Here is a 24,109-nt window from a genome sequence, read left to right on the forward strand (position 1 = left end):
GGGTGCTATTTCAGGGCGCTCAGCGCGGCGTCGATGAGATCGGTGGCGTCACCCGGTTCGAGGAACGCCGCCGAGGTCGCCACCAGCCGGTAGTCGCCCTGGAAGACGATCGCGGTGCCGACGCCGTTCTTGACCGAGAAGTACGCCTCGTCGCCGTAGGTCGGCACCATGGTGCTCGACGTGACGGCGTCGTTCTTCAGCGCCTCGATCGAGGCGGCGTCGAGGTGCGCGACCGAGAAGTCGATCGTGTCGCCGCTGGTCTGGTTGCTCCAGCGGCAGGCCAGGCCGTGCTCCGACTTCGCGGTCGCGGCCGCCGAGCCGGCGGTCGGCGTCCAGCTGTCGAGCAGTCCGTAGTTGGGATTGAAGGCGTACATCGCGTCGGCCGAGATGAGCTGACCGCATCCGATCGTGATCGGAATCGCGCTGGGCGTGGGCGTCGGGCTGGCCGACGGGCGCGTGCTCGCCGTGACGCTGGGCGACGCGCTGGTCGCCGACCCGGTCGGCGACGGGGACGGGGTGGCGACGCACCCGGCCAGCCCGGCCGTGACGGCGACGGCGACGGCGAACGGCACAGCGGAACGGCGCAGGAGACGGGGCATGCTCCATTGTCTCCCGAGGTCGTCGCCCGGTCGCCCGACACACGCCGGGATAGGATCGCTCCTTGTGAATCCCGCCGAATTGACCGCAACGCTGCTCGACGTCGTCCGCGCGACGGTGGGCGACCGAGCGGGCGAGGTCGAGGTCGAGGACGTCACGCTCGAGCGCCCCCGCAACCGCGATCACGGCGACTGGGCCTCCAACGTCGCGCTCAAGCTCGGCAAGCGCCTCGGGTTGAATCCGCGGGAGTTCTCGGCATCGCTCGCGGCCGCGCTCGTCCAGGTCGACGGCATCGCGAAGGCCGAGGTCGCGGGCCCCGGCTTCCTCAACATCACCCTGGACGCCGCCGCCGCCGGTCTGCTGGCGCAGCGCATCGTCGAGCAGGGGGTCGACTACGGCCGCGGCGTGCTGTACGACGGCGTGCCGATCAACCTCGAGTTCGTCTCGGCGAACCCGACCGGGCCGATCCACATCGGCGGCACCCGTTGGGCCGCGGTGGGCGACAGCCTCGCCCGCCTCTTCCAGGCGCAGGGCGGGCTCGTCACGCGCGAGTACTACTTCAACGACCACGGCGCGCAGATCGACCGCTTCGCGCGCAGCCTCGTCGCGGGCTATCGCGGCGAACCGGCGCCCGATGACGGCTACGGCGGGCAGTACATCCTCGACATCGCGGCCCGCGTCGTCGAGATCTATCCGGGCGACCTCGACAGCCTGCCACCGGACGTGCAGCAGGAGGAGTTCCGCAAGCTCGGGGTCGAGCTGATGTTCGGCGACATCAAGGCGAGCCTGCACGACTTCGGCGTCGACTTCGACGTCTACTTCCACGAGAACGAGCTGCACGACTCGGGCGCCGTGGAGCGGGCTGTCGCACGCCTGCGCGAGCTCGGTCACATCTACGAGGCCGACGGAGCGACCTGGCTGCGCACGAGCGAGTTCGGCGACGACAAGGATCGCGTCGTCATCAAGAGCGACGGCGAAGGCGCCTACATCTCGGGCGATCTCGCCTACTACCTCAACAAGCGCGAGCGCGGCTTCGAGCGCAACCTGATCCTGCTCGGGGCCGACCATCACGGCTACGTGAAGCGGCTGATGGGGATGACCGCCGCCTTCGGCGACATCCCGTACGTCAACCTCGAGATCCTGATCGGCCAGCTCGTCAACCTCATCAAGGACGGCGAACCGGTGCGGATGTCGAAGCGCGCCGGCACGGTCGTCACGATGGAGGATCTCGTCGACGTCGTCGGCGTCGACGCGGCCCGCTACGCGCTGGTGCGCAGCTCGATGGACTCGCAGCTCGACATCGACCTCGACCTGCTCACCAAGAAGACCAACGACAACCCCGTCTTCTACGTGCAGTACGCCCACGCCCGCACCCAGGCGGTCGCGCGCAACGCCGACCAGGCCGGGGTGACGCGGGGTCGTTTCGACCCTGCGCTGCTCGACCACGAGACCGAGAGCATCCTGCTCGGGGTGCTCGCGGAGTTCCCGCGGGTCACCCTCCAGGCGGCGGAGCTGCGCGAGCCGCACCGCGTCGCGCGCTACCTGGAGCAGCTGGCCGGGGCGTACCACCGCTGGTACGACGCCTGCCGCATCATCCCGCTCGGCGACGAGCCGGTCGGCGTCATCCACGAGACCCGCCGCTGGGTCAACGACGCGACCGGGCAGGTGCTGCGCACCGGGCTCGGCCTGCTCGGCGTGAGCGCCCCGGAACGGATGTAGCCGTGAGCACCGGGGCCGCGATGCCCGCCGCACCGGGGACGGGGACGGGACGGGCCCGCCGCCGGAGGGGCCTCATCGCGCTCGCCGTCGTGCTCGTCGTGCTGGCGCTCGGCACGGTCGTCGCGGATGCCGCGGCCCGGGCCTACGCCGAGAGCCAGATCAGGCAGAAGCTGGTCTCGGCGCTCGGGGTCGCGCCCGGCACTCCCGTCTCGGTCGACATCGGCGGAGGCTCGGTGCTGCTGCAGGCCCTCGGCGGTCGCTTCGACTCGCTCGACGTGGCGATCCCGAAGCTGAGCTACGGCGAGCTGGTGGGCGCGGCGACCGTGCATGCGACCTCGGTGCCCCTCGACGGCAGCGCCCCGCTCGGCACGCTCGCGGTCGGCTACAGCGTCGACGAGAAGAACATGACCGCCCTCGCCTCGCGGCTGAGCGGCCTGCCCCTCGACACGATCACCCTCGAGTCGGGGCGGATCGTCGCGACGGCGACGGTCCGGGTGCTCGGGTTCGGCATCCCGATCGGTCTGGGCCTGACACCGTCGGTGTCGAACGGGCAGATGGTCTTCACGCCCAGCAGCATCCAGGTCTCGGGTCAGACCTTCACGGCGCAGCAGCTGCGCACGACGCCCGGGTTCTCGCAGGTGGCCCGCGCCCTCCTGACCCAGCGGTCGTTCTGTCTCGCACAGTACCTGCCGAAGGCCCTCACCGTGACCTCGGTGACGGTCGCCGACCACCGGCTCACCTTGAGCGCCTCCGGCGACGGGGCCGTGCTCGGCGGAACCGATCTCACGACGAAGGGCGGCTGTTCGTGACCGGCCAGCACGGGGCCCATCCGAGCGACGGCGCCACGAGCGTCGAGCGGCGCGACCCTCGGGACGGTCCGCTGCCCTTCCAGCCGATCCGCGGCTCGGTCTACTCGGCCGAGGAGCTGTTCGCGGGCTTCTCGCCCGGCCGGGTCGACAGCTACGCCGAGACGATGGACTTCCAGTCGTACCGCTGGTTCGTCAGGACGGGGCGCAGCACCCCGGTCGACCCGTACGCCGCCATGATGCGCGCGCTGCACGACTCGTCGGTGACGCTCGACGTCGGCGGGGTGATCGCCGACCGCCGGGTGGTCGGCATCATGGGCGGGCACGAACTGCCGCGCGACTCCGCCGCCTACCGCCGGATCGCCGAGCTCGGTCGCGAGCTCGCCCGGCGCCGGCTGCTGGTGTGCACCGGGGGCGGACCGGGCGCCATGGAAGCCGGACATCTGGGGGCGGCGCTCTCGGCGCAGTCGGACGACCAGCTCACCGACACGATCGCCGCGCTCGCCGCGATGCCGAGCATGCCCGAGCTCACGCGCATCGTGGGCCACGGCGGGATCGCCGACGGGCGGCTCGTCCGCACGGCGCACGACTGGTTCGCGCCGGCCTGGGAGCTGAGCCGCGCGATCGTCGATCCGGTCGAGTCGATCTCGATCCCGACCTGGCACTACGGTCACGAGCCGACGACGCCGTTCGCGACGCACATCGCCAAGCTGTTCCAGAACAGCATCCGCGAAGACGGCCTGCTGACGATCGCGCGTCAGGGCGTGATCTTCACACAGGGCTCGGCGGGCACGCTGCACGAGGTGTTCCAGGATGCCGAGCAGAACTACTACGCGACCGGCGACGCCGAGTTCAGCCCCATGGTCTTCCTCGACACCGACTACTGGACGAACCGCTTGCCCGTACGCCAGCTCATGGACGCGCTGTTCGCGATGGCCGATCCGGTGGTGCGCGCCCGCTTCGACGAGCTCGTGCTGGTGACCGACGACATCCACGAGGCGGTGCGCCACGTGGACGCCGTCCCGCCGCCCGTCCCGCGTCTGCCCACCGACCGCGCCTCCTGACCCCGCCCCGCCGCGCCTCCCGCTCCGGGCCGGTAGAGTGGGAGGCGGCTTCAGGGACCAAGCCGGGTTCGCTCGCCTCACTCTTCGTTCCGACGACCCCGTGTCGACGACCACCGTGAGGTCCTGTGACCGTGAACCCTCTCGCGCCCGGCTGGCTGGCCCACCCGGATGACGCGAACGCGCTCGCGGACGCCGTCTGGCCGCGTCACTCGGAGCGGACCGCCGAGGGCGTCGTCGCGCTCGCCGGAGCCGCGGCGACCGAGCTGGCCCGCGAGTTCGGCACGCCGCTCTACGTCGTCGACGAGGCGGATGCGCGCGAGCGTGCGGCCGAGGTGAAGGCCGCCTTCGATCGGGCCTTCGAGGGCGTCGGATCGCGTGCCCACGTCTACTACGCCGGCAAGGCGTTCCTGAGTATCGCGGTCGCCCGCTGGGTCACGGCAGCCGGGCTCAACATCGACGTCTGCAGCGGGGGAGAGCTCGCCGTCGCCCTGGCGGCCGGCGTCGATCCTGCCCGCCTGGGATTCCACGGCAACAACAAGAGCCTCGCCGAGATCGACCGCGGTGTCGAGGTCGGGGTGGGCGCGATCGTTCTCGACAGCGTCGTCGAGATCGAGCGTGTCGCCCGGGCGGCCGAGCGCCACGACCGGGTGCAGGCGGTGCGGCTGCGCATCAACAGCGGCGTGCACGCATCGACCCACGAGTTCCTCGCGACGGCCCACGAAGACCAGAAGTTCGGCGTGCCGCTGGCCGAGGTGCCCGAGATCGTCGCGCTCATCCGCTCTCATCCGAGCCTGCGCTTCCTGGGGCTGCATTCGCACATCGGCTCGCAGATCTTCGAGTCCGACGGCTTCGCCGAAGCGGCCCGGCGTCTGCTCGCGGTGCACGCCGAGCTGCTCGCCGGCGGCGAGGTGCCCGAGCTCAACCTGGGCGGCGGCTTCGGCATCGCCTACACGGGCGCCGACGAGGTGACTCCGATCGCGACGATCGCGTGGGAGCTCGCGCGGGTCGTGGCCGAGGAGTGCGCGAGCCTCGGCATCCCGGTGCCCGAGGTCGCGGTGGAGCCGGGCCGGGTGATCATCGGCCCGTCGACCGTCACGCTGTACGAGGTCGGCACCGTCAAGGACGTGACCGTGTCGGTGGCCGGCAGCGCGGCGACCGCGGTGCGCAAGTACGTGAGCGTCGACGGCGGCATGAGCGACAACATCCGCGCCGCCCTCTACCAGGCCGACTACTCGGTGCGGATCGTCAACCGGGTCTCGGATGCCGCCCCCGCCTTGGTGCGGATCGCCGGCAAGCACTGCGAGAGCGGCGACATCGTCGTGCGCGCCGACTATCTCCCCGGCGACGTGGAGCCCGGCGACCTCGTCGCGGTGCCCGCCACCGGCGCGTACTGCTGGTCGCTCGCCAACAACTACAACCACCTCGGACGCCCCGCGGTCGTCGCGGTGCGCGACGGCATCGCCCGGGTCATCGTGCGCCGCGAGACCGAGGACGACCTGCTGGCGCGCGACATGGGCGCGCTGGAGCTAGGAGCGAAGGTCATTTCTGACCTTCGCCGCGACGCCAGCGCCGACGACCGTCCCGGTCATCGGAACGGAGACAAATGATCGAGTACCGCAACCTCCGCATCGCCCTGCTCGGCGCCGGCGCCGTCGGCGCCCAGGTCGCCGCGCTGCTGCTCGAGCACGGTGACGAGCTCGCCAGCCGGGTCGGCGCGGGACTCGAACTGGTCGGCGTCGCGGTGCGCGACCTGGACGCGCCGCGCTCGACCGAGATCCCGCGCGAACTGCTGACGACCGACGCGCGCTCGCTCATCCTCGGTGCCGACATCGTCATCGAGCTGATGGGGGGCATCGAGCCGGCGCGCGAGTACCTGATGCTCGCGCTCAACTCGGGCGCCGACGTCATCACCGCCAACAAGGCGCTGCTCGCGACCCACGGTCCGGAGTTGTTCGAAGAGGCCGAGCAGGTGGGCGCGCAGCTCTACTACGAGGCGGCGGTGGGCGGGGCGATCCCGATCATCCGGCCGTTGCGCGACAGCCTGGCGGGCGACCGGGTGCACCGCATCCTGGGCATCGTCAACGGCACGACGAACTTCATCCTCGACCGGATGGACCGCGAAGGCGACTCGCTCGAGGAGGCCCTCGCGGCGGCCACCGAGCTCGGCTACGCCGAGGCCGACCCGACCGCCGACATCGAGGGCTTCGACGCGGCGCAGAAGGCCGCGATCCTGGCGAGCCTGGCGTTCCACACCACGGTGCCGCTCGACATGGTGCACCGCGAGGGGATCACGGCGATCACGCATGAGCAGGTCAGGTCGGCGCGCGAGGCCGGCTTCGTGGTCAAGCTGCTCGCCGTGTGCGAGCGGGTCACCGATCCCGAGACCGGCGTCGAAGGGGTGAGTGCGCGCGTGCACCCCGCGCTCGTGCCGCAGTCGCACCCGCTCGCGGCCGTGCACGGCGCCAACAACGCCGTGTTCCTCGAGGCCGAGGCCGCCGGCAGCCTGATGTTCTACGGGGCCGGCGCCGGTGGCATCCAGACCGCGTCGGCGGTGCTCGGCGATGTCGTCTCGGCGGCGCGGCGGCACGTGATCGGCGGGCCGGGAGTGGCCGAGTCGACCAACGCCGATCTGCCGATCCTGCCGATGTCGAGCGTGGTCACCCGCTACCAGATCACCCTGCAGGTGGCCGACCGCCCCGGCGTGCTCGCCAAGATCGCGACCCTGTTCAGCGATCACGGCGTCTCGGTCGAGGCCGTGCAGCAGTCCGTGCGCCCGGATGCCGCCCACGGTTCGGCCGCGTACCCCGGTCACAGCATCCCGGAGCCCACCGCTACCCTGGTCATCGGCACTCATGAAGCCACGGAAGGGTCGCTCGCCGACACCGTGGTCGCCCTCGGCGCGAGCGATGCGGTCGTCGAGGTGACGAGCGTGCTGCGCGTCGAAGGCACCGTCTAGGTAGGGATTCAGATGACACACGGTCAACGCACACAGTGGCGCGGCGTTCTGCGCGAATACGCCGACCGGCTCGACGTGACCGACGCGACCCCGATCGTCACGCTCGGCGAGGGCGGCACGCCGCTGCTCCCCGCCGATGCGCTCTCGGCGCGCACCGGGGCGAAGGTCTGGGTCAAGTTCGAGGGGATGAACCCCACGGGTTCCTTCAAGGACCGCGGCATGACCATGGCGGTCTCGAAGGCCATCGAGCACGGCGCCAAGGCCGTCATCTGCGCCTCGACCGGCAACACCTCGGCCTCGGCCGCCGCCTACGCGGCGCACGCCGGGATCACCGCGGCGGTGCTGGTTCCCGAAGGCAAGATCGCGATGGGCAAGCTCGCCCAGGCGATCGCGCACAACGCGCAGCTGCTTCAGGTGCAGGGCAACTTCGACGACTGCCTCGACATCGCGCGCGAGCTCGCGGCGCAGTACCCGGTGCACCTGGTCAACTCGGTCAACAACGACCGCATCGAGGGCCAGAAGACCGCGGCGTTCGAGGTCGTCGAGGTGCTCGGCGACGCCCCGGACTTCCACTTCATCCCGGTCGGCAACGCCGGCAACTACACGGCGTACGCCCGTGGGTACGCCGAAGACGCCGCCCGCGGGGTCACGACGCGGCGCCCGCGCATGTTCGGCTTCCAGGCCGAGGGCAGCGCGCCGATCGTGCGCGGCGAGGTCGTCAAGAACCCCGACACCATCGCGAGCGCCATCCGCATCGGCAATCCCGCCTCCTGGGAGCTCGCCCTCGCCGCCCGCGAGGAGACGAACGGCTACTTCGGAGCGATCTCGGATGCCGACATCCTGGCCGCGCACCGCATCCTGTCGGCCGAGGTCGGCATCTTCGTCGAGCCTGCCTCGGCGATCAGCGTCGCCGGTCTGCTGGAGCGCAGTGCCGCCGGCGAGATCCCCCGGGGCTCGACGGTCGTGCTGACCGTCACCGGGCACGGCCTCAAGGACCCGCAGTGGGCCCTCCGCACGGCGGACGGCGGCGAGGTCAGCCCGATCGTCGTCCCGATCGACGCGGCCGCGATCGCCGACGTGCTCGGCCTCACGGCCTCGCCCGCCCCGGCCGGCGCATGAGTTCCGGCGCCGCCGCGCTGCGCGGGCGCTCGGTGCAGGTCAAGGTCCCCGCGACGACGGCCAACCTCGGTCCCGGATTCGACACCCTCGGGCTCGCCCTCTCGGTGTACGACGAGCTCACGGTGACCGTGCGCGATGCCCCGGGTGCGACCGTCACGGTCGAGGGCGTCGGTGCCGGCGAGGTGCCGACCGACGAGACCAACCTCGTGGTGCGCTCGATCGCGTACGCCTTCGAGCAGTACGGGCAGCCGCTGCCGGGGCTCGAGGTGCACGCGCACAACTCGATCCCGCACGGGCGGGGCATGGGGTCGTCGGGCGCCGCCATCGTGTCCGGCATCATGGCCGCGAAGGGTCTGCTCGAGGGGATCGTCGAGATCGACTCGCAGGGCCTGCTTGCGCTCGCCACGGCGCTCGAGGGGCATCCCGACAACGTGGCGCCCGCCCTGTTCGGTGGCCTGACGATCGCCTGGGTCACTCCCGAGGGGCCCCGGTACAAGAAGCTCATCGTGCACCGCGGGGTCTCGCCGCTCGTGGCGGTTCCCGCCACCACCATGTCGACCGCGCTGGCCCGCAGCCTGCAGCCCGAGTCGGTGCCCCATGAGGACGCCATCTTCAACGTCTCGCGCTCGGCCCTGCTGATCGCGGCCCTCATCCAGAGCCCGGAGCTGCTGCTCGCCGCCACCGAGGACAAGCTGCACCAGAGCTACCGGGCCGGCGCCATGCCCGAGACCGATGCCCTGATCCGGATGCTGCGCGCGCACGGCCTCGCCGCCGTCGTCTCGGGTGCCGGGCCGTCGCTGCTCGTGCTCGGAAGCGACCCCGCGCAGCGCCTGCGCGCCGCCGAGCTGATCGCGGAGCACGCCACCTCGCCGTGGGAGTGCCTGCTGCTCGCCGTCGACTTCAAGGGTGCTACAGTGATGGTGCATTCGAACGACGCTGTGGCTTGACCCGGCGCGCGAGTGCACATCCCACCGGCACTCGCCCCGCGGTTTCCGCCTGTCACTCGACAACGCATCCGACACCGCACCCGGGTGAGCGTCGATCCCCGGGAAGTTCTGTACCCGGGTCGAACCGAAGGAACCCCCAGCCGTGACTGATGTCGATGCACCCGTGAGCGCGGGTGCCCGTGCCGATCTGAGCCGTCTCAAGCTCGCCGAGCTTCAGGCTCTTGCCGCCGAGCGCGGCATCCCCGGCGCGTCCAAGCTTCGAAAAGGAGAACTCGTGGACACACTTTCCGCCGATTCGGGTGCGCCCGAGACGGGAACCCCCGAGGTCAGCGCCGACGAGTACGTCGCGCCCGCGCCCGTCGCGGCACCGCAGACGCCGTCCGACGACACCGTGCCGGTGCGTCGTTCGCGTCGCGTGACCGCATCGACCGCGGATGCCGCGGCCCTCGCCGCGAGGCCCGCCGTCGAGCACGTGGCCGAGCACGTGGCCGCGGCGCAGGTCGACACCGTGACGGTCGAGCCGACCTCCGAGCCCGAGATCGCCGGGCCGGTCATCGCCGAGCCGGTCGAACACGTGGCCGAGCACGTCGCGGCGGCCGATGTCGCCGCCGACCTCGACAAGCTGCTCCCGGAGGTCACCTCCGGTGCCGCCGAGGGCGACGAGGGCGCGGGCGGCCGCGGTCGCGGCCGCAACCGCAACCGCAACGGCGGCGCACAGGGCGGCCAGAACGCCGGCCAGCAGGGTGGTGAGCGCGGCCAGCAGGGCGCCGAACGCCAGCAGAACCAGCGCCAGGGTGCCCAGAACCAGGGCGCGCAGAACCAGGGCGGCCAGCAGGGTGGCGGCCAGCAGGGCGGCGGCCAGAACCAGGGCGGCCAGCAGGGTCCCCAGGGCCAGGGCGGCCAGAACGACCTCGACGCCGAGGGTCGCGGACGCAACCGCTACCGCGACCGCAAGCGCGGCCGTGGCGGGCAGAACGACGAGTTCGAGCCCGAGATCAGCGACGACGACGTGCTCATCCCGGTGGCCGGAATCCTCGACGTGCTCGACAACTACGCCTTCGTGCGCACGAGCGGCTACCTGCCCGGCGCCAACGACGTCTACGTCTCGCTCGGCCAGGTCAAGAAGTACAACCTGCGCAAGGGCGACGCCGTGGTCGGCGCCATCCGTCAGCCCCGCGAGGGCGACCAGCAGGGCGGCCGGCAGAAGTACAACGCGATCGTCAAGGTCGACTCCATCAACGGCCAGTCGGTCGAGGATGCCGCCAACCGCGTCGAGTTCGGCAAGCTCACCCCGATCTACCCGAACGAGCGCCTGCGTCTCGAGACGGAGCCGGCCAAGCTGTCGACCCGCATCATCGATCTGATCGCCCCGATCGGCAAGGGGCAGCGGGGCCTCATCGTCGCGCCTCCCAAGGCGGGCAAGACCCTCATCCTGCAGGCGATCGCGAAGGCGATCTCGGTCAACAACCCCGAGGTCCACATCATGGTCGTGCTCGTCGACGAGCGTCCCGAAGAGGTCACCGACATGCAGCGCTCGGTGAAGGGTGAGGTCATCGCCTCGACCTTCGACCGGCCGGCCGAGGACCACACCACGGTCGCCGAGCTCGCGATCGAGCGCGCCAAGCGCCTGGTCGAGCTCGGCAACGACGTCGTCGTGCTGCTCGACTCGATCACCCGCCTGGGCCGCGCGTACAACCTGGCGTCTCCGGCATCCGGTCGCATCCTGTCCGGTGGCGTCGACGCGAGCGCGCTCTACCCGCCCAAGCGCTTCTTCGGCGCGGCGCGCAACATCGAGGGCGGCGGCTCGCTGACGATCCTCGCCACGGCGCTCGTCGAGACCGGCTCCAAGATGGACGAGGTCATCTTCGAGGAGTTCAAGGGCACCGGCAACATGGAGCTGCGGCTCTCGCGCCAGCTCGCCGACAAGCGCATCTTCCCGGCCGTCGACATCTACGCGTCGAGCACCCGCCGCGAAGAGGAGCTGCTCAGCCCCGAAGAGGTCAAGATCACCTGGCGTCTGCGCCGGGCCCTCGCCGGTCTCGAACTGCAGCAGCAGCTCGAGGTCGTGCTGAGCAAGCTCAAAGAGACGCAGTCGAACGTCGAGTTCCTCGTGCAGATCCAGAACAGCCTGCCTGCGGCCGGCAACGGCACCGGGTCGCACGGCCACAAGGAGTAGCGGGTGTTCGAATCGGTCGCCACGCTGCTGGCCGAGCACGAACAGCTGCAGCAACAACTCGCCGACCCGGGTCTTCACGCCGATCCGGCGCGCGCCAAGAAGGTCAACCGCCGCTACGCCGAGCTGAGCAAGATCCTCAAGGCGAACGACGACTGGCTGCAGGCGCAGGACGACCTGACGGCGGCGCGCGAGCTCGCCAAGGAGGACGAGGCGTTCGCCGCCGAGGTTCCCGAGCTCGAGACCGGGCTCGTCGACGCCCAGGAGCGGCTGCGCCGGCTGCTGATCCCGCGCGATCCGGATGACGGCCGCGACGTGATCATGGAGATCAAGGGCGGCGCCGGCGGGGCCGAGTCGGCCCTGTTCGCCGCCGATCTGCTGCGCATGTACCTGCACTACGCCGAGTCCAAGGGTTGGAAGACCGAGATCCTCGAGTCCGACCCCACCGACCTCGGCGGCTACACGAACGTGCAGCTGGCCATCAAGTCGAACGCCACCGACCCCGCGGAGGGGGTGTGGGCGCACCTCAAGTACGAGGGCGGCGTGCATCGCGTGCAGCGGGTGCCGGCGACCGAGTCGCAGGGCCGCATCCAGACCTCGACGGCCGGCGTGCTGGTCTTCCCCGAGGTGGACGAGCCGGAAGAGGTCGACATCAGCCCGAACGATCTGCGCATCGACGTGTTCCGTTCGTCCGGGCCCGGGGGCCAGTCGGTCAACACGACCGACTCGGCCGTGCGGATCACGCACCTGCCGACCGGCATCGTCGTCTCGATGCAGAACGAGAAGTCGCAGATCCAGAACCGCGAGGCCGGGATGCGTGTGCTGCGGGCTCGCATCCTCGCGCGTCAGCAGGAGGAGCTCGACGCCGCGTCGAGCGCGGCCCGCAAGTCGCAGATCCGCACCATGGATCGCTCGGAGCGCATCCGTACCTACAACTTCCCCGAGAACCGGATCGCCGATCACCGCACCGGGTACAAGGCGTACAACCTCGACCAGGTCATGAACGGGGCCCTCGAGCCCGTCATCGAGTCATGCATCCGCTTCGACGAAGAAGCGCAGCTCGCCGAGCTCGGAGCCGAGTAGCGTCGTCGCCCCCGACCTCGCCAGCGCCATGAGCAGCACCGTCTCGGTCATCCTCGATCACGCCGTCGGCGTGCTCGCCGCGGCGGGCGTGCCGACCCCCCAGGTCGACGCCGAACTGCTGCTCGGCCACGTCCTCGGGCTGAACCGCGGTCAGGTGCAGTCCCGGGCGATCACGGATGCCGCCCTCGACGCCGAGCAGTACCTGGCCGTCATCGAGGCGATCGAGCGCCGCGCCGCGCGTGAGCCGCTGCAGCACATCACGGGCCGGGCACCGTTCCGCGCTCTCGAACTCGCGGTCGGCCCGGGCGTGTTCGTGCCGCGTCCCGAGACCGAGTCGGTGGCACAGTTCGCGATCGACGCCCTGCTGCAGGTGCCGAGCGCCTCTCCTCGCGCGATCGATCTCGGAACCGGTTCCGGCGCGATCGCGATCGCGATCGCGACGGAGGTGCCGCACGCCGAGGTCTTCGCCGTCGAGAACTCCCCCCAAGCCTTCATCTGGACCCGGCGGAACGCGCGCGAACTCGCGGGCGACAACCTGCGGCTGATCTTCGCCGACCTGGCCGACACCCCGGCCGAACTCGACGGGGAGGCCCTCGACGGCACGATCGACGTCGTCGTCTCGAACCCGCCGTACATCCCGCTGGGAGCGATCCCGCGCGATCCGGAGGTGCGCAGGCACGACCCGGAGGCCGCGCTCTACGGCGGCGTCGACGGGCTCGACATCGTGCGTGCGATCTCGGTGCGCGCGGCCCGGCTGCTGCGGCCCGGGGGAGTGCTGATCCTCGAGCACGGGGAGCTGCAGGGTGACGAGGTGCGCGCCCTGCTCGCGGCCGACGGCTGGCGGGCGACGGCGACGCATCCCGACCTCCTCGGCCGCGATCGCACCACGACCGCCCTCCGCTGACCCGGCCCCGCCGCCCCGCCCGGCCCCGGCGCGCGTCAGGCGGGGGCGGCGACCGCGGCGAAGGCCTCGATCGCGGCGAGCAGCGCGGCCGCGTCGACGAAGCGGTGCGCGTGGATCCCGACCGAGCGGGCGCCCTCGACGTTCACCTCGAGGTCGTCGGCGAAGAAGACCAGCTCGGCCGGCACCTCGTAGTGCGCCAACAGGTTCGAGAACACGCGCGGATCGGGTTTGCGCGCCCCGAAGAAGCTCGAGGTGTGCAGTTCGTCGCCGAACAGGGGGACCAGTTCGGGAGCGAGCGTGGTGAGGTTCCGCTCGACGAGCGGTCCGTTGTTGGTCAGCAGGGCGACCGCACCGAGCTCGCCCGCCCGCCGCACGGCGTCGAGCGAATCGGGCCACGGGGTCATCGCCGATCGACGGTTGGCGATCCAGGCTTCGACGGGGATGTCGGTCCCGAGCGCCCGCGTGAACGCCGCGTGATACGCCTCCGCGTCGGCGAAGCGCCCGGCCTCGGCGGCCCATTCGCCCTCGTCGTGCCACCAGCGACGGCGCAGCTCGGCGAACTCGAGGCCGGTCATCGCGCTCAGGCCGGCCATCCGGACCCGCCAGTCGTAGTCGAAGAGCACGTCATCCATGTCGAAGACGAAGAGGGGGGTCCGGGTCATGATGCCTCCAGTCTCCCGTACGCGGAGGGGCGGCGCCGTCCCGGCGGATACGATTGAGCCCGTTATGCCTCCCGTCTTCGACACCGCCGTTCCGGCCGAGCTGCTCGCCGGCATGCGCCTGGCCCGCGGCGCGATCGGCACGGGCGAGCTCGTCGTGATCCCGACCGACACCGTCTACGGGGTCGCGGCCGACGCGTTCTCGCCGGTCGCGGTGGCCCGGCTGCTCGACGCGAAGGGGCGCGACCGCACCGCGCCGCCACCCGTGCTGGTCCCGGGCATCCCCACCCTCGACGCCCTCGCCGAGTCGGTTCCGGACGAGGTGCGGGCGCTCGTGGCCGAGTTCTGGCCCGGAGGGCTCACCGTCATCCTGCGGGCGCGTCCGACCCTCGACTGGGACCTCGGCGAGACCCGCGGCACCGTCGCCCTGCGCATGCCGAGCGACACGATCGCCCTCGAGCTGCTCTCCGAAACCGGTCCGCTCGCCGTGTCGAGCGCCAATCGAACGGGCGAGCCCGCCGCGACGACGATCGCCGAGGCGGAGCGGATGCTCGGCGACGCCGTCGCCGTCTACCTCGACGGGGGGACGGTCGGTTCCGCGTACCCGGCAGCCGACCCGCGCTCCGGATCGACGATCGTCGACGCGACCGCGCTGGAGCACCCGGAGGGCAAGCTGCGCATCGTGCGCCACGGTGTGATCCCGGATTCCGAGATCGTCCGCATCGTGGGGCCGGAACGATGCGCATAGTCTTCTACGTGATCTCGGCCGGAGTCTCGGCCGTCGTCACCTTCGGCCTGGCGATGCTGATCTGGAAGCTCAGCACGAGGTTCCGGCTCTACCCCAAGATCCGGGCGCGCGACGTGCATACCCGGCCGACTCCGCGCCTGGGCGGCATCGCGATGTTCGTCGGCGTCGTCGCCGCCTTCGCGGTCGGCTCGCAACTGCCGCAGCTGTCGATCGTCTTCTCGGAGCCCGGCAAGATCCTCGCCGTGCTGGGCGCTGCGGCGATCATCGTGGGCATCGGCGTCGCCGACGACATCTGGGACCTCGACTGGCTCACCAAGCTCGCGGGGCAGATCATCGCGGCGGCCCTGCTGGCCTGGCAGGGCATCCAGATCGTGGCCCTGCCGTTCTTCCAGAACACCGCCGTGCTGCTCTCGCCCTACATGTTCCTGGCGATCACGGTCTTCCTCGTCGTGCTCGTGATGAACGCCCTGAACTTCATCGATGGTCTCGACGGACTCGTGGCGGGCGTCGCGATCATCGCGAACAGCGTGTTCTTCGTGTACTCGTACATCGTCACCTACCAGCCCACCGCTCAGAGCGCCTACTTCAACCTCCCGCAGTTCATCTCGGCGGTGCTGATCGGCGCCTGCGTGGGCTTCCTGCCGTTGAACTGGCATCCGGCCAAGCTCTTCATGGGGGATGCCGGCGCCCTCTTGGTGGGTCTGCTGATGGCCACGACGACGATCGGCTTCACCGGCAACATCGATCTCGGCACTCTGAGCGGCAACCGGCAGTTCCTGCCCGCGTTCATCCCGGTGCTGCTGCCGTTCGCCGTACTGCTGGTACCCCTGCTCGACTTCGGCCTCGCCGTGTTCCGCCGGCTGCGCGCCGGCAAGTCGCCCTTCAGCGCCGATCGCAAGCATCTGCACCACCGCCTGCTCGACATGGGGCACTCGCATCTGCACGCCGTCCTGATCTTCTACGGATGGACGGCCGTCGCCTCGGTCGGGCTGCTGCTGTTCCTGTTCACGCCGTCGTGGGTCGCGATCCTGGTCACCGCGACCGGTCTCGTCGTCTGCACGATCGTGACCCTGGCCCCGCTCAGCCGACGCAAGGCCGTGGAGGCCGCGGTGCAGAGCGCGGCTCCCGAGGTGGCATCCGAGGCGCAGCTCGCCCGGTACGACCCGCTCGACGCCGCCGCGGACTCGGACGACGTCGAAGGACCGACGGATGCCGAGGCCGATGCGGCCCTCGGCCGCCTCAACGAGAAGGAGTCCCGCCCGTGACTGTGACCCCGGTGCTCACCAGAGCCCTGCGCTACGGAGGCATCTTCGCGGTCGCGGTCGCCGTCGTGGCCGGGGTCGTCGGGCTCCTCGTCGCGGGCGTGCCCGGCCTGGTCGGAGGCCTGCTCGGCGCGGCCCTCTCGGCTGTGTTCCTCGGGCTCACTGCGATCAGCATGCTGATCGCGGGACGGGTGGCGAAGGGCGACTCGACCAGCCCGATCTTCTTCGGCATCGTCGTCGGGGTGTGGCTGCTCAAGCTCATCGTCTTCGTCGTGGTCGAGATCCTGCTGCGTGGGCAACCCTGGTTCAACCCGTACGTGTTCTTCGCCGCGATCGTGGTGGTCGTGATCGGTTCGCTGGTGCTCGACGGTGTCGCGATGTACCGGGCCCGGGTGCCCTACGTGAGCGACATCTCGTTGCCGGGCGATCCGGAGCCGAAGCGGCGTCCCTGACCGTCTCGGGGCGCCCCGACGCGGTGCGCCGCCCTCATTTCCTTTGATAGTGTTGAACCCATAACTCCCCCCAATCGCCGCGCTTCCGGCGCCCGATGCTGGAGAAGGTCCTGATAACCTCCGCCGTTTCCTCACTTCTGCCGTTCATCGTCAAAGCCGACGATTCGGGCGGTGGTTTCGAAGGTCCCTCGATCAACGATTTCTTCCCGCCTGCGGTGCTCTTCGCGGGTACCCCGTTCGAGTTGAACCGGGTGCTGCTGATCAGGCTCCTGGCCGTCGCGGTCCTGCTTGTCGTCCTCTGGCTCGGCACCCGCAACTGGCGGGTCGTCCCGACCCGTGGCCAGGTGGCCATGGAGTTCGCGATCAACTTCGTGCGTCAGGGCATCGTCATCGACACGCTCGGCGAGAAGGCCGGCAAGCGCTTCATGCCGCTGATCATGACGATCTTCTTCCTGACCCTCGCCTTGAACCTCACCGGCACGATCCCCGGGCTCCAGATCGCGAGCACCGGCCTGATCGGCCAGGCGATCATCATGGCGGTCATCTCCTACGTGACCTTCATCTACGCGGGAGTGCGCGAGCACAAGCTCCGCTTCTTCCGGAACGCGCTGTGGATTCCCGGCGTCCCGATCGCGATCAAGCCGGTCATCGCGCTCCTCGAGCTGCTGTCGACCTTCATCATCCGGCCCATCACGCTGACCCTCCGACTGACCATGAACATGGTCGCAGGGCACATGCTCCTGACGCTGTGCTTCCTCGCGACCAACTTCTTCTTCTTCACCGTGCTCGCCGGCGGCAATGCGCTCGGCCTGCTCGGCGTCGGAAGCCTGCTGTTCGGCGTCGTCTTCACGGTGCTGGAGATGTTCATCGCCGGCTTGCAGGCCTACGTCTTCGCGATCCTCACCGCCATCTACGTCCAGATGGCGCTGTCGGACGAGCACTGAGCTCGTCAGACGAACCCACCACCCTCGAAAGGAAAACCCCAGTGAACGTTGTTGGAGCGCTCGCGCCCCTCGCCTTCGGTCTCGCCGTCATCGGCTCCGGTATCGGCGTCGGCATCATCGTCGGCAAGACCATCGAGTCGGTGGCCCGTCAGCCCGAACTGCAGGGCCGCCTGCAGACCCTCATGTGGATCGGTATCGCGCTGACCGAAGCACTCTGCTTCATCGCCATCGGCGTCGCGTTCATCCCGTTCCCCAAGCCGTGATCCGACTCTCACCCGAGGAAGGAGTCTGAATGCTCCCCGCAGCAGCACAGACGGGCGGCAGCATCCTCATTCCGGCGATCCCCGACCTGGTCTGGGGCACGATCGCGTTCGTCATCGTTCTGATCGTGATCGCCTGGAAGGTCCTGCCGAACGTCAACAAGGCGCTCGACGCCCGCGCCGATGCGATCGAGGGCGGGCTCAAGCGCGCCGAAGAAGCGCAGGCGGGCGCGCAGGAGGCTCGTGAGAAGTACACGGCTCAGCTCGCCGAAGCGCGCGCCGAGGCGGCACGCATCCGCGAGCAGGCCCGCGACGACGCCAAGCAGATCCGGGCGGAGCTCGTCGAGCAGGCGCAGGCCGATGCGGCCCGCGTCGTCGCCAACGCACAGACCCAGATCGAGGCAGAGCGCGCCGCGGCACTGTCGTCGCTGCGCGTCGAGGTCGGCTCGCTGGCCCTCGGGCTCGCGTCGACCGTGATCGGCGAGAGCCTGAGCGACGACAAGCGCTCGGCATCGATCGTCGACCGCTTCCTCGCCGACCTCGAGACCGCGGATGCCGCGGCCGCTCAGGCCCGGCCGACGGGAGCGCGTCCGTAATGGGTTCCGCATCCCGGCAGTCGCTCGCCGCCGCCGTCAGCCAGCTGGCCGCGACGACGGGCGTCACGATCACCACGGGCGAGCAGTTGCTGGCCGCGGCCAGGGCGTTCGACGAGTCGGCGCAGCTGCGCGCGATCCTCGGCGACCCCTCGGTGGCACCCGCTGACAAGTCCGCGCTCGTGGCCCGCATCATGCCGGGTCTCGAGAAGCCGGCGGCCGCCGTGCTCGACACGATCGTGGCATCGAGCTGGTCCAATGGCGGCGAGCTCGTCGACGGGATCGAACAGGTCGGCATCCGCGCCATCGCGCGCGGCGAAGGCCACTCCGCGACGATCGAGTCGCAGTTGTTCTCGTTCGCCCGCGTCGTGGCGAGCGACCCCGAGCTCGAGCTGACGCTCGGCAACAAGCTCGCGGCGGCGCAGGGCAAAGCCGAGGTGGTCGATCGACTGATCGGCACCAAGGCGGTCAGGGCCACTGTCGTCATCGTCGATCACCTGGTGCGCAGCCCGCGCGGCCGGCGCATCGGCGAGATGCTCGCCGCAGCGGCCGACGTCGTCGCCGCGGCAGGTGAGCGCCGGGTGGCGACCGTGACCTCCGCGGTGCCGCTGAGTGCGGCCCAGCAGACCCGCCTGGCGGCCGCACTCGCCCGGCAGTACGGCAGCGACATCCAGCTCAACCTGGTGGTCGACCCGACCGTGGTCGGCGGCGCGCGCGTTCAGCTCGGCGGCGACGTCATCGACGGCACCATCTCGGCGCGACTCGCAGAACTCAAGCTCCAGCTCGCCGGCTGACCCGGCATCCACTCACGACACAGACTCTCTCGACCCAGAGACCACCCCAGAAAAGGGAAGCCCCCATGGCAGACATCACCATCAGCCCGGACGAGATCCGCGACGCCCTTCAGAGCTTCGTCGACTCGTACCAGCCCGCCGCGGCGAGTGCGACCGAGGTCGGGACCGTCATCGACGCGGCTGACGGCATCGCGCACGTCGAGGGCCTGCCGAACGTCATGGCCAACGAGCTCATCCGGTTCGCGGACGGCACCCTGGGCCTCGCGCTCAACCTCGACGAGAACGAGATCGGTGTCATCGTGCTGGGCGAGTTCTCGGGCATCGTCGAGGGCATGGAGGTCACCCGCACGGGTGAGGTGCTCTCGGTGCCCGTCGGCGACGGCTACCTGGGTCGGGTCGTCGACCCGCTCGGCGTGCCCATCGACGGCCTCGGGCCGATCGCGTCCGAGGGTCGTCGCGCGCTCGAACTGCAGGCTCCCGGCGTCATGCAGCGCAAGAGCGTGCACGAGCCGATGCAGACCGGCATCAAGGCCATCGACGCGATGATCCCGATCGGACGCGGTCAGCGTCAGCTCATCATCGGCGACCGTCAGACCGGCAAGACCGCGATCGCGATCGACACGATCATCAACCAGAAGGCCAACTGGGCCTCGGGCGACGTGAACAAGCAGGTGCGCTGCATCTACGTCGCGATCGGTCAGAAGGGTTCGACGATCGCGGCTGTGAAGGGCGCCCTCGAAGACGCAGGAGCCCTCGAGTACACGACGATCGTCGCGGCCCCGGCTTCCGACGCGGCCGGCTTCAAGTACCTCGCCCCCTACACCGGCTCGGCCATCGGCCAGCACTGGATGTACGGCGGCAAGCACGTGCTGATCATCTTCGACGACCTGTCGAAGCAGGCCGAGGCCTACCGCGCCGTGTCGCTGCTGCTGCGTCGCCCGCCGGGACGCGAGGCCTACCCGGGTGACGTGTTCTACCTGCACTCCCGCCTGCTCGAGCGTTGCGCCAAGCTCTCCGACGAGCTCGGCGCCGGCTCGATGACCGGGCTGCCGATCATCGAGACCAAGGCCAACGACGTCTCGGCCTACATCCCGACCAACGTGATCTCGATCACCGACGGCCAGATCTTCCTGCAGTCCGACCTCTTCAACGCGAACCAGCGTCCCGCGGTCGACGTCGGCATCTCGGTCTCCCGCGTCGGTGGTGACGCGCAGGTGAAGAGCATCAAGAAGGTGTCGGGCACGCTGAAGCTCGAGCTGGCCCAGTACCGCGCGCTCGAGGCCTTCGCCCTGTTCGCCTCCGATCTGGATGCCACCAGCCGCCGCCAGCTCGCCCGTGGCGCCCGCCTGACCGAGCTGCTGCGCCAGCCGCAGTACTCGCCGTACCCGGTCGAGGAGCAGGTCGTCTCGATCTGGGCAGGAACCAACGGCAAGCTCGACGAGGTCCCCGTGACCGACGTGCTCCGCTTCGAGCGCGAACTGCTCGACTACCTCGGCCGCAACACGACGGTGCTGACGACCCTGCGCGACACGAACGTGCTCGACGACGACACCGCCGCCGAGCTCGAGAAGGCCGTCGCGGCGTTCAGCGCCGAGTTCCAGACCGGCGACGGTCGGGCTCTCATCGAGGCGGGCAAGGAGACGTTCGAGGCCACCGAGGTCGAAGACGTCAACCAAGAGAAGATCGTCAAGAGCCGCCGCTAGGCGTCGCCCTCCACGACTCGCACACCAGAAGACGTAAGGACACAACGACATGGGCGCCCAACTTCGGGTCTACCGGCAGAAGATCCGCTCTGCCCAGACGACCAAGAAGATCACCCGTGCCATGGAGCTGATCGCGGCATCGCGCATCCAGAAGGCCCTGGTGCGAGTGCAGGCCTCCGCCCCGTACGCGCGCGCGGTCACGCGCGCCGTCTCGGCGGTCGCCACCTACTCGAACGTGAACCACGTTCTGACGACCGAGCCCGAGAAGATCGAGCGTTCGGCGGTCGTGATCTTCGCCTCGGACCGCGGCCTGGCCGGTGCCTTCAACGCCAACGTGCTGAAGGAGGCCGAGGAGCTGACGACGCTGTTGCGCAGTCAGGGCAAAGAGGTCGTCTACTACCTCGTCGGCCGCCGTGCCGTCGGCTACTTCGCGTTCCGTCGCCGTGCGTCCGAGCGCGACTGGATCGGCGACACCGACAGCCCGACGTTCGCCACGGCGCAGGAGATCGGCGACGAGGTGGTGCGCAAGTTCATCCAGCCGACCTCGGAGGGCGGCGTCGACGAGATCCACATCGTCTACAACCGCTTCGTGAGCATGCTCGTGCAGACCCCCGAGGTCGTCCGCCTGCTTCCCCTCGAGGTCGTCGAAGGCGTCGAGGAGCCCGACCCGAATCACCTGCTGCCGCTGTACGAGTTCGAGCCCGACTCGAGCGTCGTGCTCGACGCCCTGTTGCCCGTCTACATCCAGAGCCGCATCTTCAATGCGCTCCTGCAGTCGGCGGTCAGCAAGCACGCGGCGACCCAGAAGGCCATGAAGTCGGCGAGTGACAACGCCGACACCCTGATCCGTGACTACACGCGCCTGGCCAACAACGCGCGCCAGTCCGAGATCACCCAGCAGATTTCCGAGATCGTGGGCGGCGCAGACGCCCTCAGCTCGGCCAAGTAGACCTCGACTCGACAGAAAAGGGATCCCATGACCACGACAAGCCCCGCCAAGAAGCCCGCGGCGAAGAAGCCGGCCGCCCGGAGCTCCGCGGCGTCCTCGTCGAACGCCGCCGCGAAGTCCGCGTCGGCCGCAGCCGTCGGGCGCATCGCCCGGGTCACCGGCCCCGTCGTCGACATCGAGTTCCCGCATGACGGGATCCCGGCGATGTACAGCGCGCTGCAGACCGACATCACCCTCGAGGGCACCACGACGACCATCACGCTCGAGGTCGCCCAGCACCTCGGCGACGACGTCGTGCGCGCGATCGCCCTGAAGCCGACCGACGGCCTGGTGCGCGGCGGCGAGGTGCGCGACACCGGTGCGCCGATCTCGGTGCCGGTCGGCGACGTCACCAAGGGCCACGTCTGGAACGTGACCGGTGACCTGCTCAACCCGGTCGAGGGCGAGAAGCTCGAGATCACCGAGCGCTGGCCCATCCACCGCAAGCCCCCGGCCTTCGACCAGCTCGAGTCGAAGACGCAGCTCTTCGAGACCGGCATCAAGGTCATCGACCTGCTGACCCCCTACGTGCAGGGCGGCAAGATCGGCCTGTTCGGAGGTGCGGGCGTCGGCAAGACCGTGCTCATCCAGGAGATGATCCAGCGCGTCGCCCAGAACCACGGTGGTGTCTCGGTGTTCGCCGGCGTCGGCGAGCGCACCCGTGAGGGCAACGACCTCATCCACGAGATGGAGGAGGCGGGCGTGTTCGACAAGACCGCCCTCGTCTTCGGCCAGATGGACGAGCCGCCGGGAACGCGTCTGCGCGTGGCCCTCTCGGCCCTCACGATGGCGGAGTACTTCCGCGACGTGCAGAACCAGGACGTGCTGCTGTTCATCGACAACATCTTCCGGTTCACCCAGGCCGGCTCCGAGGTGTCGACCCTGCTCGGCCGCATGCCGTCCGCGGTGGGCTACCAGCCCAACCTCGCGGATGAGATGGGCGTGCTCCAGGAGCGCATCACCTCGACGCGCGGACACTCGATCACCTCGCTGCAGGCGATCTACGTGCCCGCCGACGACTACACCGACCCGGCTCCGGCGACGACCTTCGCCCACCTCGACGCGACCACCGAGCTCAGCCGCGAGATCGCCTCGCGCGGTCTGTACCCGGCGGTCGACCCGCTGACCTCGACGAGCCGCATCCTCGACCCCCGCTACCTGGGTGAGGACCACTACCGCGTCGCGACGACGGTCAAGCAGATCCTCCAGAAGAACAAGGAGCTGCAGGAGATCATCGCGATCCTCGGTGTCGACGAGCTCTCGGAAGAGGACAAGATCACCGTGTCGCGGGCGCGCCGCATCCAGCAGTTCCTCTCGCAGAACACCTACATGGCGAAGAAGTTCACCGGTGTCGAGGGCTCGACGGTTCCGCTCAAGGACACCATCGAGTCGTTCGACGCGATCGCCAAGGGCGAGTTCGACGACGTGGCCGAGCAGGCGTTCTTCAACGTCGGCGCGATCAGCGACGTCGAAGAGAAGTGGGCCCAGTTGCAGAAGGAGAACGGCTGAGATGCCGCTCTCGGTGAGCATCGTCTCGGCTGACGCCGAGCTCTGGGCGGGTGAGGCCCGGCAGGTGGTGGCGCGCACCCAGATCGGCCAGATCGGCATCCTCGCCGGTCACCAGCCGGTTCTGGGCATCCTTGCCGAAGGCGAGGTCCGCGTGACGACTCTCGACGGCGACGTCATCACTGCCAAGGCGGATGACGGCTTCCTCTCGGTGCAGAACGACGTCGTCACCGTGGTCGCCAGCGCCGCAGAACTGGTCTGATCGCCGGGCGGGATCCTCATGTTGATCGTCACCGCGGGGCTTCCGGGGGCAGGTAAGAGCACCATCGCCGAGGTCGTCGGCAATCGGATCGGCGCTCCGGTCGTCTCGGTCGATCCGATCGAGTCGGCGATCCTGCGGGCGGGAATCGACTCGGACCAGCCCACCGGCCTCGCGGCCTACCTCGTGGCCGAGACGATCGCCGAGGCGGTGCTGTCGGGGGGCGGATCGGTCATCGTCGATGCCGTCAATGCGGTCGAACCGGCACGCGAACAGTGGGTCAAGCTGGCCGCGCGGCAGCAGACGCCCATCAAGTTCTTGGAAGTGATCTGCTCGGACGCCGAGCTGCATCGCGAGCGCCTCGCGTCGCGCGGACGCCGGCTGGCGCACATCGCCGAGCCCACCTGGCACGCGGTCGAGCAGAGTCTCGACGAGTGGGAGCCCTGGACGGGCCCGACCGGTGCCGTGCCGCGGATCACGCTCGACTCGGTGCAGGCGCTCGGCGTCAACGTCGACCAGGCTCTCGCATTCCTGCAGAACTGAGCCGGACCATCGCGATGCCGACCCGAGCCG

The 24,109-nt window shown here is 69.9% G+C and carries 24 protein-coding genes; 22 read left to right on the forward strand and 2 right to left on the reverse strand.

The window, feature by feature from the left end; all coding sequences use genetic code 11:
• Nucleotides 1-5: 5 nt before the first annotated feature.
• Complete coding sequence (locus tag ACFPJ4_RS02845; protein WP_386738773.1) at nt 6-599, reverse strand: arginyl-tRNA synthetase; 594 nt, start codon at nt 597-599, stop codon at nt 6-8.
• 64 nt (nt 600-663) lie between these two features.
• On the opposite strand from ACFPJ4_RS02845, the gene argS reads away from it, so the two are divergent.
• From argS to prmC, 10 genes are all read left to right on the forward strand, one after another.
• The gene (gene argS, locus ACFPJ4_RS02850; RefSeq protein WP_386738774.1) at nt 664-2,316 is read left to right on the forward strand and encodes an arginine--tRNA ligase; all 1,653 of its coding nucleotides are present in this window, start codon (nt 664-666) and stop codon (nt 2,314-2,316) included.
• A 2-nt stretch (nt 2,317-2,318) separates the two neighbouring features.
• Entirely contained in the window at nt 2,319-3,125 is an 807-nt protein-coding gene (locus ACFPJ4_RS02855) for an LmeA family phospholipid-binding protein (protein WP_386738775.1), read from the forward strand.
• Nucleotides 3,122-4,186 (forward strand): LOG family protein, encoded by a 1,065-nt coding sequence (locus ACFPJ4_RS02860; protein WP_386738776.1) that lies wholly within the window; start codon nt 3,122-3,124, stop codon nt 4,184-4,186. Before ACFPJ4_RS02855 ends, ACFPJ4_RS02860 begins: the two co-directional genes overlap by 4 nt.
• A 125-nt stretch (nt 4,187-4,311) precedes the next feature.
• On the forward strand, nt 4,312-5,793 hold the full coding sequence (lysA, locus tag ACFPJ4_RS02865; protein WP_386738777.1) for a diaminopimelate decarboxylase: 1,482 nt from the start codon (nt 4,312-4,314) through the stop codon (nt 5,791-5,793).
• On the forward strand, nt 5,790-7,142 hold the full coding sequence (locus ACFPJ4_RS02870; protein WP_386738778.1) for a homoserine dehydrogenase: 1,353 nt from the start codon (nt 5,790-5,792) through the stop codon (nt 7,140-7,142). Before lysA ends, ACFPJ4_RS02870 begins: the two co-directional genes overlap by 4 nt.
• Nucleotides 7,143-7,154: 12 nt before the next feature.
• A complete protein-coding gene (gene thrC, locus ACFPJ4_RS02875) occupies nt 7,155-8,261 on the forward strand; it encodes a threonine synthase (protein WP_386738779.1) in 1,107 nt (368 codons plus the stop codon).
• Nucleotides 8,258-9,208 carry a homoserine kinase gene (gene thrB / locus ACFPJ4_RS02880; RefSeq protein ID WP_386738780.1) on the forward strand — a complete coding sequence of 317 codons (951 nt, stop codon included), beginning with the start codon at nt 8,258-8,260 and terminating at the stop codon, nt 9,206-9,208. The genes thrC and thrB overlap by 4 nt, the downstream gene beginning before the upstream one ends.
• Nucleotides 9,209-9,350: 142 nt before the next feature.
• Nucleotides 9,351-11,384, forward strand: coding sequence for a transcription termination factor Rho (rho, locus tag ACFPJ4_RS02885; protein WP_386738781.1), 2,034 nt, complete (start codon nt 9,351-9,353; stop codon nt 11,382-11,384).
• 3 nt (nt 11,385-11,387) lie between these two features.
• Nucleotides 11,388-12,464 carry a peptide chain release factor 1 gene (prfA, locus tag ACFPJ4_RS02890; RefSeq protein ID WP_386738782.1) on the forward strand — a complete coding sequence of 359 codons (1,077 nt, stop codon included), beginning with the start codon at nt 11,388-11,390 and terminating at the stop codon, nt 12,462-12,464.
• A gap of 28 nt (nt 12,465-12,492) precedes the next feature.
• Entirely contained in the window at nt 12,493-13,368 is an 876-nt protein-coding gene (gene prmC, locus ACFPJ4_RS02895; RefSeq protein ID WP_386738783.1) for a peptide chain release factor N(5)-glutamine methyltransferase, read from the forward strand.
• A 35-nt stretch (nt 13,369-13,403) separates the two neighbouring features.
• On the opposite strand, the gene ACFPJ4_RS02900 is transcribed toward prmC, so the two are convergent.
• Complete coding sequence (locus ACFPJ4_RS02900) at nt 13,404-14,030, reverse strand: HAD family hydrolase (RefSeq protein ID WP_386738784.1); 627 nt, start codon at nt 14,028-14,030, stop codon at nt 13,404-13,406.
• 64 nt (nt 14,031-14,094) lie between these two features.
• Between ACFPJ4_RS02900 and ACFPJ4_RS02905 the strand changes: the two genes are divergently transcribed.
• The 12 genes from ACFPJ4_RS02905 (at nt 14,095) to ACFPJ4_RS02960 (ending at nt 24,079) form a co-directional block, all read left to right on the forward strand.
• Nucleotides 14,095-14,775: an L-threonylcarbamoyladenylate synthase gene (locus ACFPJ4_RS02905; protein ID WP_386738785.1), complete on the forward strand. Its 681-nt coding sequence runs from the start codon at nt 14,095-14,097 to the stop codon at nt 14,773-14,775.
• Nucleotides 14,772-16,040: an MraY family glycosyltransferase gene (locus tag ACFPJ4_RS02910; RefSeq protein ID WP_386739760.1), complete on the forward strand. Its 1,269-nt coding sequence runs from the start codon at nt 14,772-14,774 to the stop codon at nt 16,038-16,040. The genes ACFPJ4_RS02905 and ACFPJ4_RS02910 overlap by 4 nt, the downstream gene beginning before the upstream one ends.
• On the forward strand, nt 16,037-16,489 hold the full coding sequence (locus ACFPJ4_RS02915) for a hypothetical protein (protein WP_386738786.1): 453 nt from the start codon (nt 16,037-16,039) through the stop codon (nt 16,487-16,489). Before ACFPJ4_RS02910 ends, ACFPJ4_RS02915 begins: the two co-directional genes overlap by 4 nt.
• A gap of 215 nt (nt 16,490-16,704) precedes the next feature.
• Nucleotides 16,705-17,433, forward strand: a complete 729-nt coding sequence (gene atpB / locus ACFPJ4_RS02920; RefSeq protein WP_386738787.1) for a F0F1 ATP synthase subunit A — start codon at nt 16,705-16,707, stop codon at nt 17,431-17,433.
• Between the two features lie 41 nt (nt 17,434-17,474).
• Nucleotides 17,475-17,696, forward strand: coding sequence for a F0F1 ATP synthase subunit C (gene atpE, locus ACFPJ4_RS02925; protein ID WP_386738788.1), 222 nt, complete (start codon nt 17,475-17,477; stop codon nt 17,694-17,696).
• A gap of 29 nt (nt 17,697-17,725) precedes the next feature.
• Nucleotides 17,726-18,289: a F0F1 ATP synthase subunit B gene (locus ACFPJ4_RS02930; RefSeq protein WP_386738789.1), complete on the forward strand. Its 564-nt coding sequence runs from the start codon at nt 17,726-17,728 to the stop codon at nt 18,287-18,289.
• Nucleotides 18,289-19,080, forward strand: coding sequence for a F0F1 ATP synthase subunit delta (locus ACFPJ4_RS02935; RefSeq protein WP_386738790.1), 792 nt, complete (start codon nt 18,289-18,291; stop codon nt 19,078-19,080). The genes ACFPJ4_RS02930 and ACFPJ4_RS02935 overlap by 1 nt, the downstream gene beginning before the upstream one ends.
• 65 nt (nt 19,081-19,145) lie before the next feature.
• Nucleotides 19,146-20,783: a F0F1 ATP synthase subunit alpha gene (gene atpA, locus ACFPJ4_RS02940; RefSeq protein ID WP_386738791.1), complete on the forward strand. Its 1,638-nt coding sequence runs from the start codon at nt 19,146-19,148 to the stop codon at nt 20,781-20,783.
• Between the two features lie 49 nt (nt 20,784-20,832).
• Nucleotides 20,833-21,732 carry a F0F1 ATP synthase subunit gamma gene (locus tag ACFPJ4_RS02945; RefSeq protein ID WP_386738792.1) on the forward strand — a complete coding sequence of 300 codons (900 nt, stop codon included), beginning with the start codon at nt 20,833-20,835 and terminating at the stop codon, nt 21,730-21,732.
• Nucleotides 21,733-21,759: 27 nt separating this feature from the next.
• Nucleotides 21,760-23,280: a F0F1 ATP synthase subunit beta gene (gene atpD, locus ACFPJ4_RS02950; protein ID WP_386738793.1), complete on the forward strand. Its 1,521-nt coding sequence runs from the start codon at nt 21,760-21,762 to the stop codon at nt 23,278-23,280.
• A gap of 1 nt (nt 23,281) precedes the next feature.
• Nucleotides 23,282-23,539, forward strand: coding sequence for a F0F1 ATP synthase subunit epsilon (locus ACFPJ4_RS02955; protein WP_386738794.1), 258 nt, complete (start codon nt 23,282-23,284; stop codon nt 23,537-23,539).
• Nucleotides 23,540-23,557: 18 nt separating this feature from the next.
• Nucleotides 23,558-24,079, forward strand: a complete 522-nt coding sequence (locus ACFPJ4_RS02960) for a P-loop nucleotide/nucleoside kinase family protein (RefSeq protein WP_386738795.1) — start codon at nt 23,558-23,560, stop codon at nt 24,077-24,079.
• Nucleotides 24,080-24,109: the final 30 nt, after the last annotated feature.

It is taken from the genome of Lysinimonas soli, from assembly GCF_042655435.1.
GTDB classification, from domain to species: domain Bacteria; phylum Actinomycetota; class Actinomycetes; order Actinomycetales; family Microbacteriaceae; genus Lysinimonas; species Lysinimonas soli.

Excerpts from the sequence above, each read along its gene's own strand:
- thrC (WP_386738779.1), top strand. The coding sequence starts at position 7,155 with ATGACACACGGTCAACGCACACAGTGGCGCGGCGTTCTGCGCGAATAC.
- thrB (WP_386738780.1), top strand. The coding sequence starts at position 8,258 with ATGAGTTCCGGCGCCGCCGCGCTGCGCGGGCGCTCGGTGCAGGTCAAG.
- atpA (WP_386738791.1), top strand. The coding sequence starts at position 19,146 with ATGGCAGACATCACCATCAGCCCGGACGAGATCCGCGACGCCCTTCAG.
- atpD (WP_386738793.1), top strand. The coding sequence starts at position 21,760 with ATGACCACGACAAGCCCCGCCAAGAAGCCCGCGGCGAAGAAGCCGGCC.
- ACFPJ4_RS02955 (WP_386738794.1), top strand. The coding sequence starts at position 23,282 with ATGCCGCTCTCGGTGAGCATCGTCTCGGCTGACGCCGAGCTCTGGGCG.
- ACFPJ4_RS02845 (WP_386738773.1), bottom strand. The coding sequence starts at position 599 with ATGCCCCGTCTCCTGCGCCGTTCCGCTGTGCCGTTCGCCGTCGCCGTC.
- ACFPJ4_RS02870 (WP_386738778.1), top strand. The coding sequence starts at position 5,790 with ATGATCGAGTACCGCAACCTCCGCATCGCCCTGCTCGGCGCCGGCGCC.
- prmC (WP_386738783.1), top strand. The coding sequence starts at position 12,493 with ATGAGCAGCACCGTCTCGGTCATCCTCGATCACGCCGTCGGCGTGCTC.
- ACFPJ4_RS02945 (WP_386738792.1), top strand. The coding sequence starts at position 20,833 with ATGGGCGCCCAACTTCGGGTCTACCGGCAGAAGATCCGCTCTGCCCAG.
- ACFPJ4_RS02905 (WP_386738785.1), top strand. The coding sequence starts at position 14,095 with ATGCCTCCCGTCTTCGACACCGCCGTTCCGGCCGAGCTGCTCGCCGGC.
- ACFPJ4_RS02935 (WP_386738790.1), top strand. The coding sequence starts at position 18,289 with ATGGGTTCCGCATCCCGGCAGTCGCTCGCCGCCGCCGTCAGCCAGCTG.
- ACFPJ4_RS02900 (WP_386738784.1), bottom strand. The coding sequence starts at position 14,030 with ATGACCCGGACCCCCCTCTTCGTCTTCGACATGGATGACGTGCTCTTC.
- ACFPJ4_RS02930 (WP_386738789.1), top strand. The coding sequence starts at position 17,726 with ATGCTCCCCGCAGCAGCACAGACGGGCGGCAGCATCCTCATTCCGGCG.
- ACFPJ4_RS02960 (WP_386738795.1), top strand. The coding sequence starts at position 23,558 with ATGTTGATCGTCACCGCGGGGCTTCCGGGGGCAGGTAAGAGCACCATC.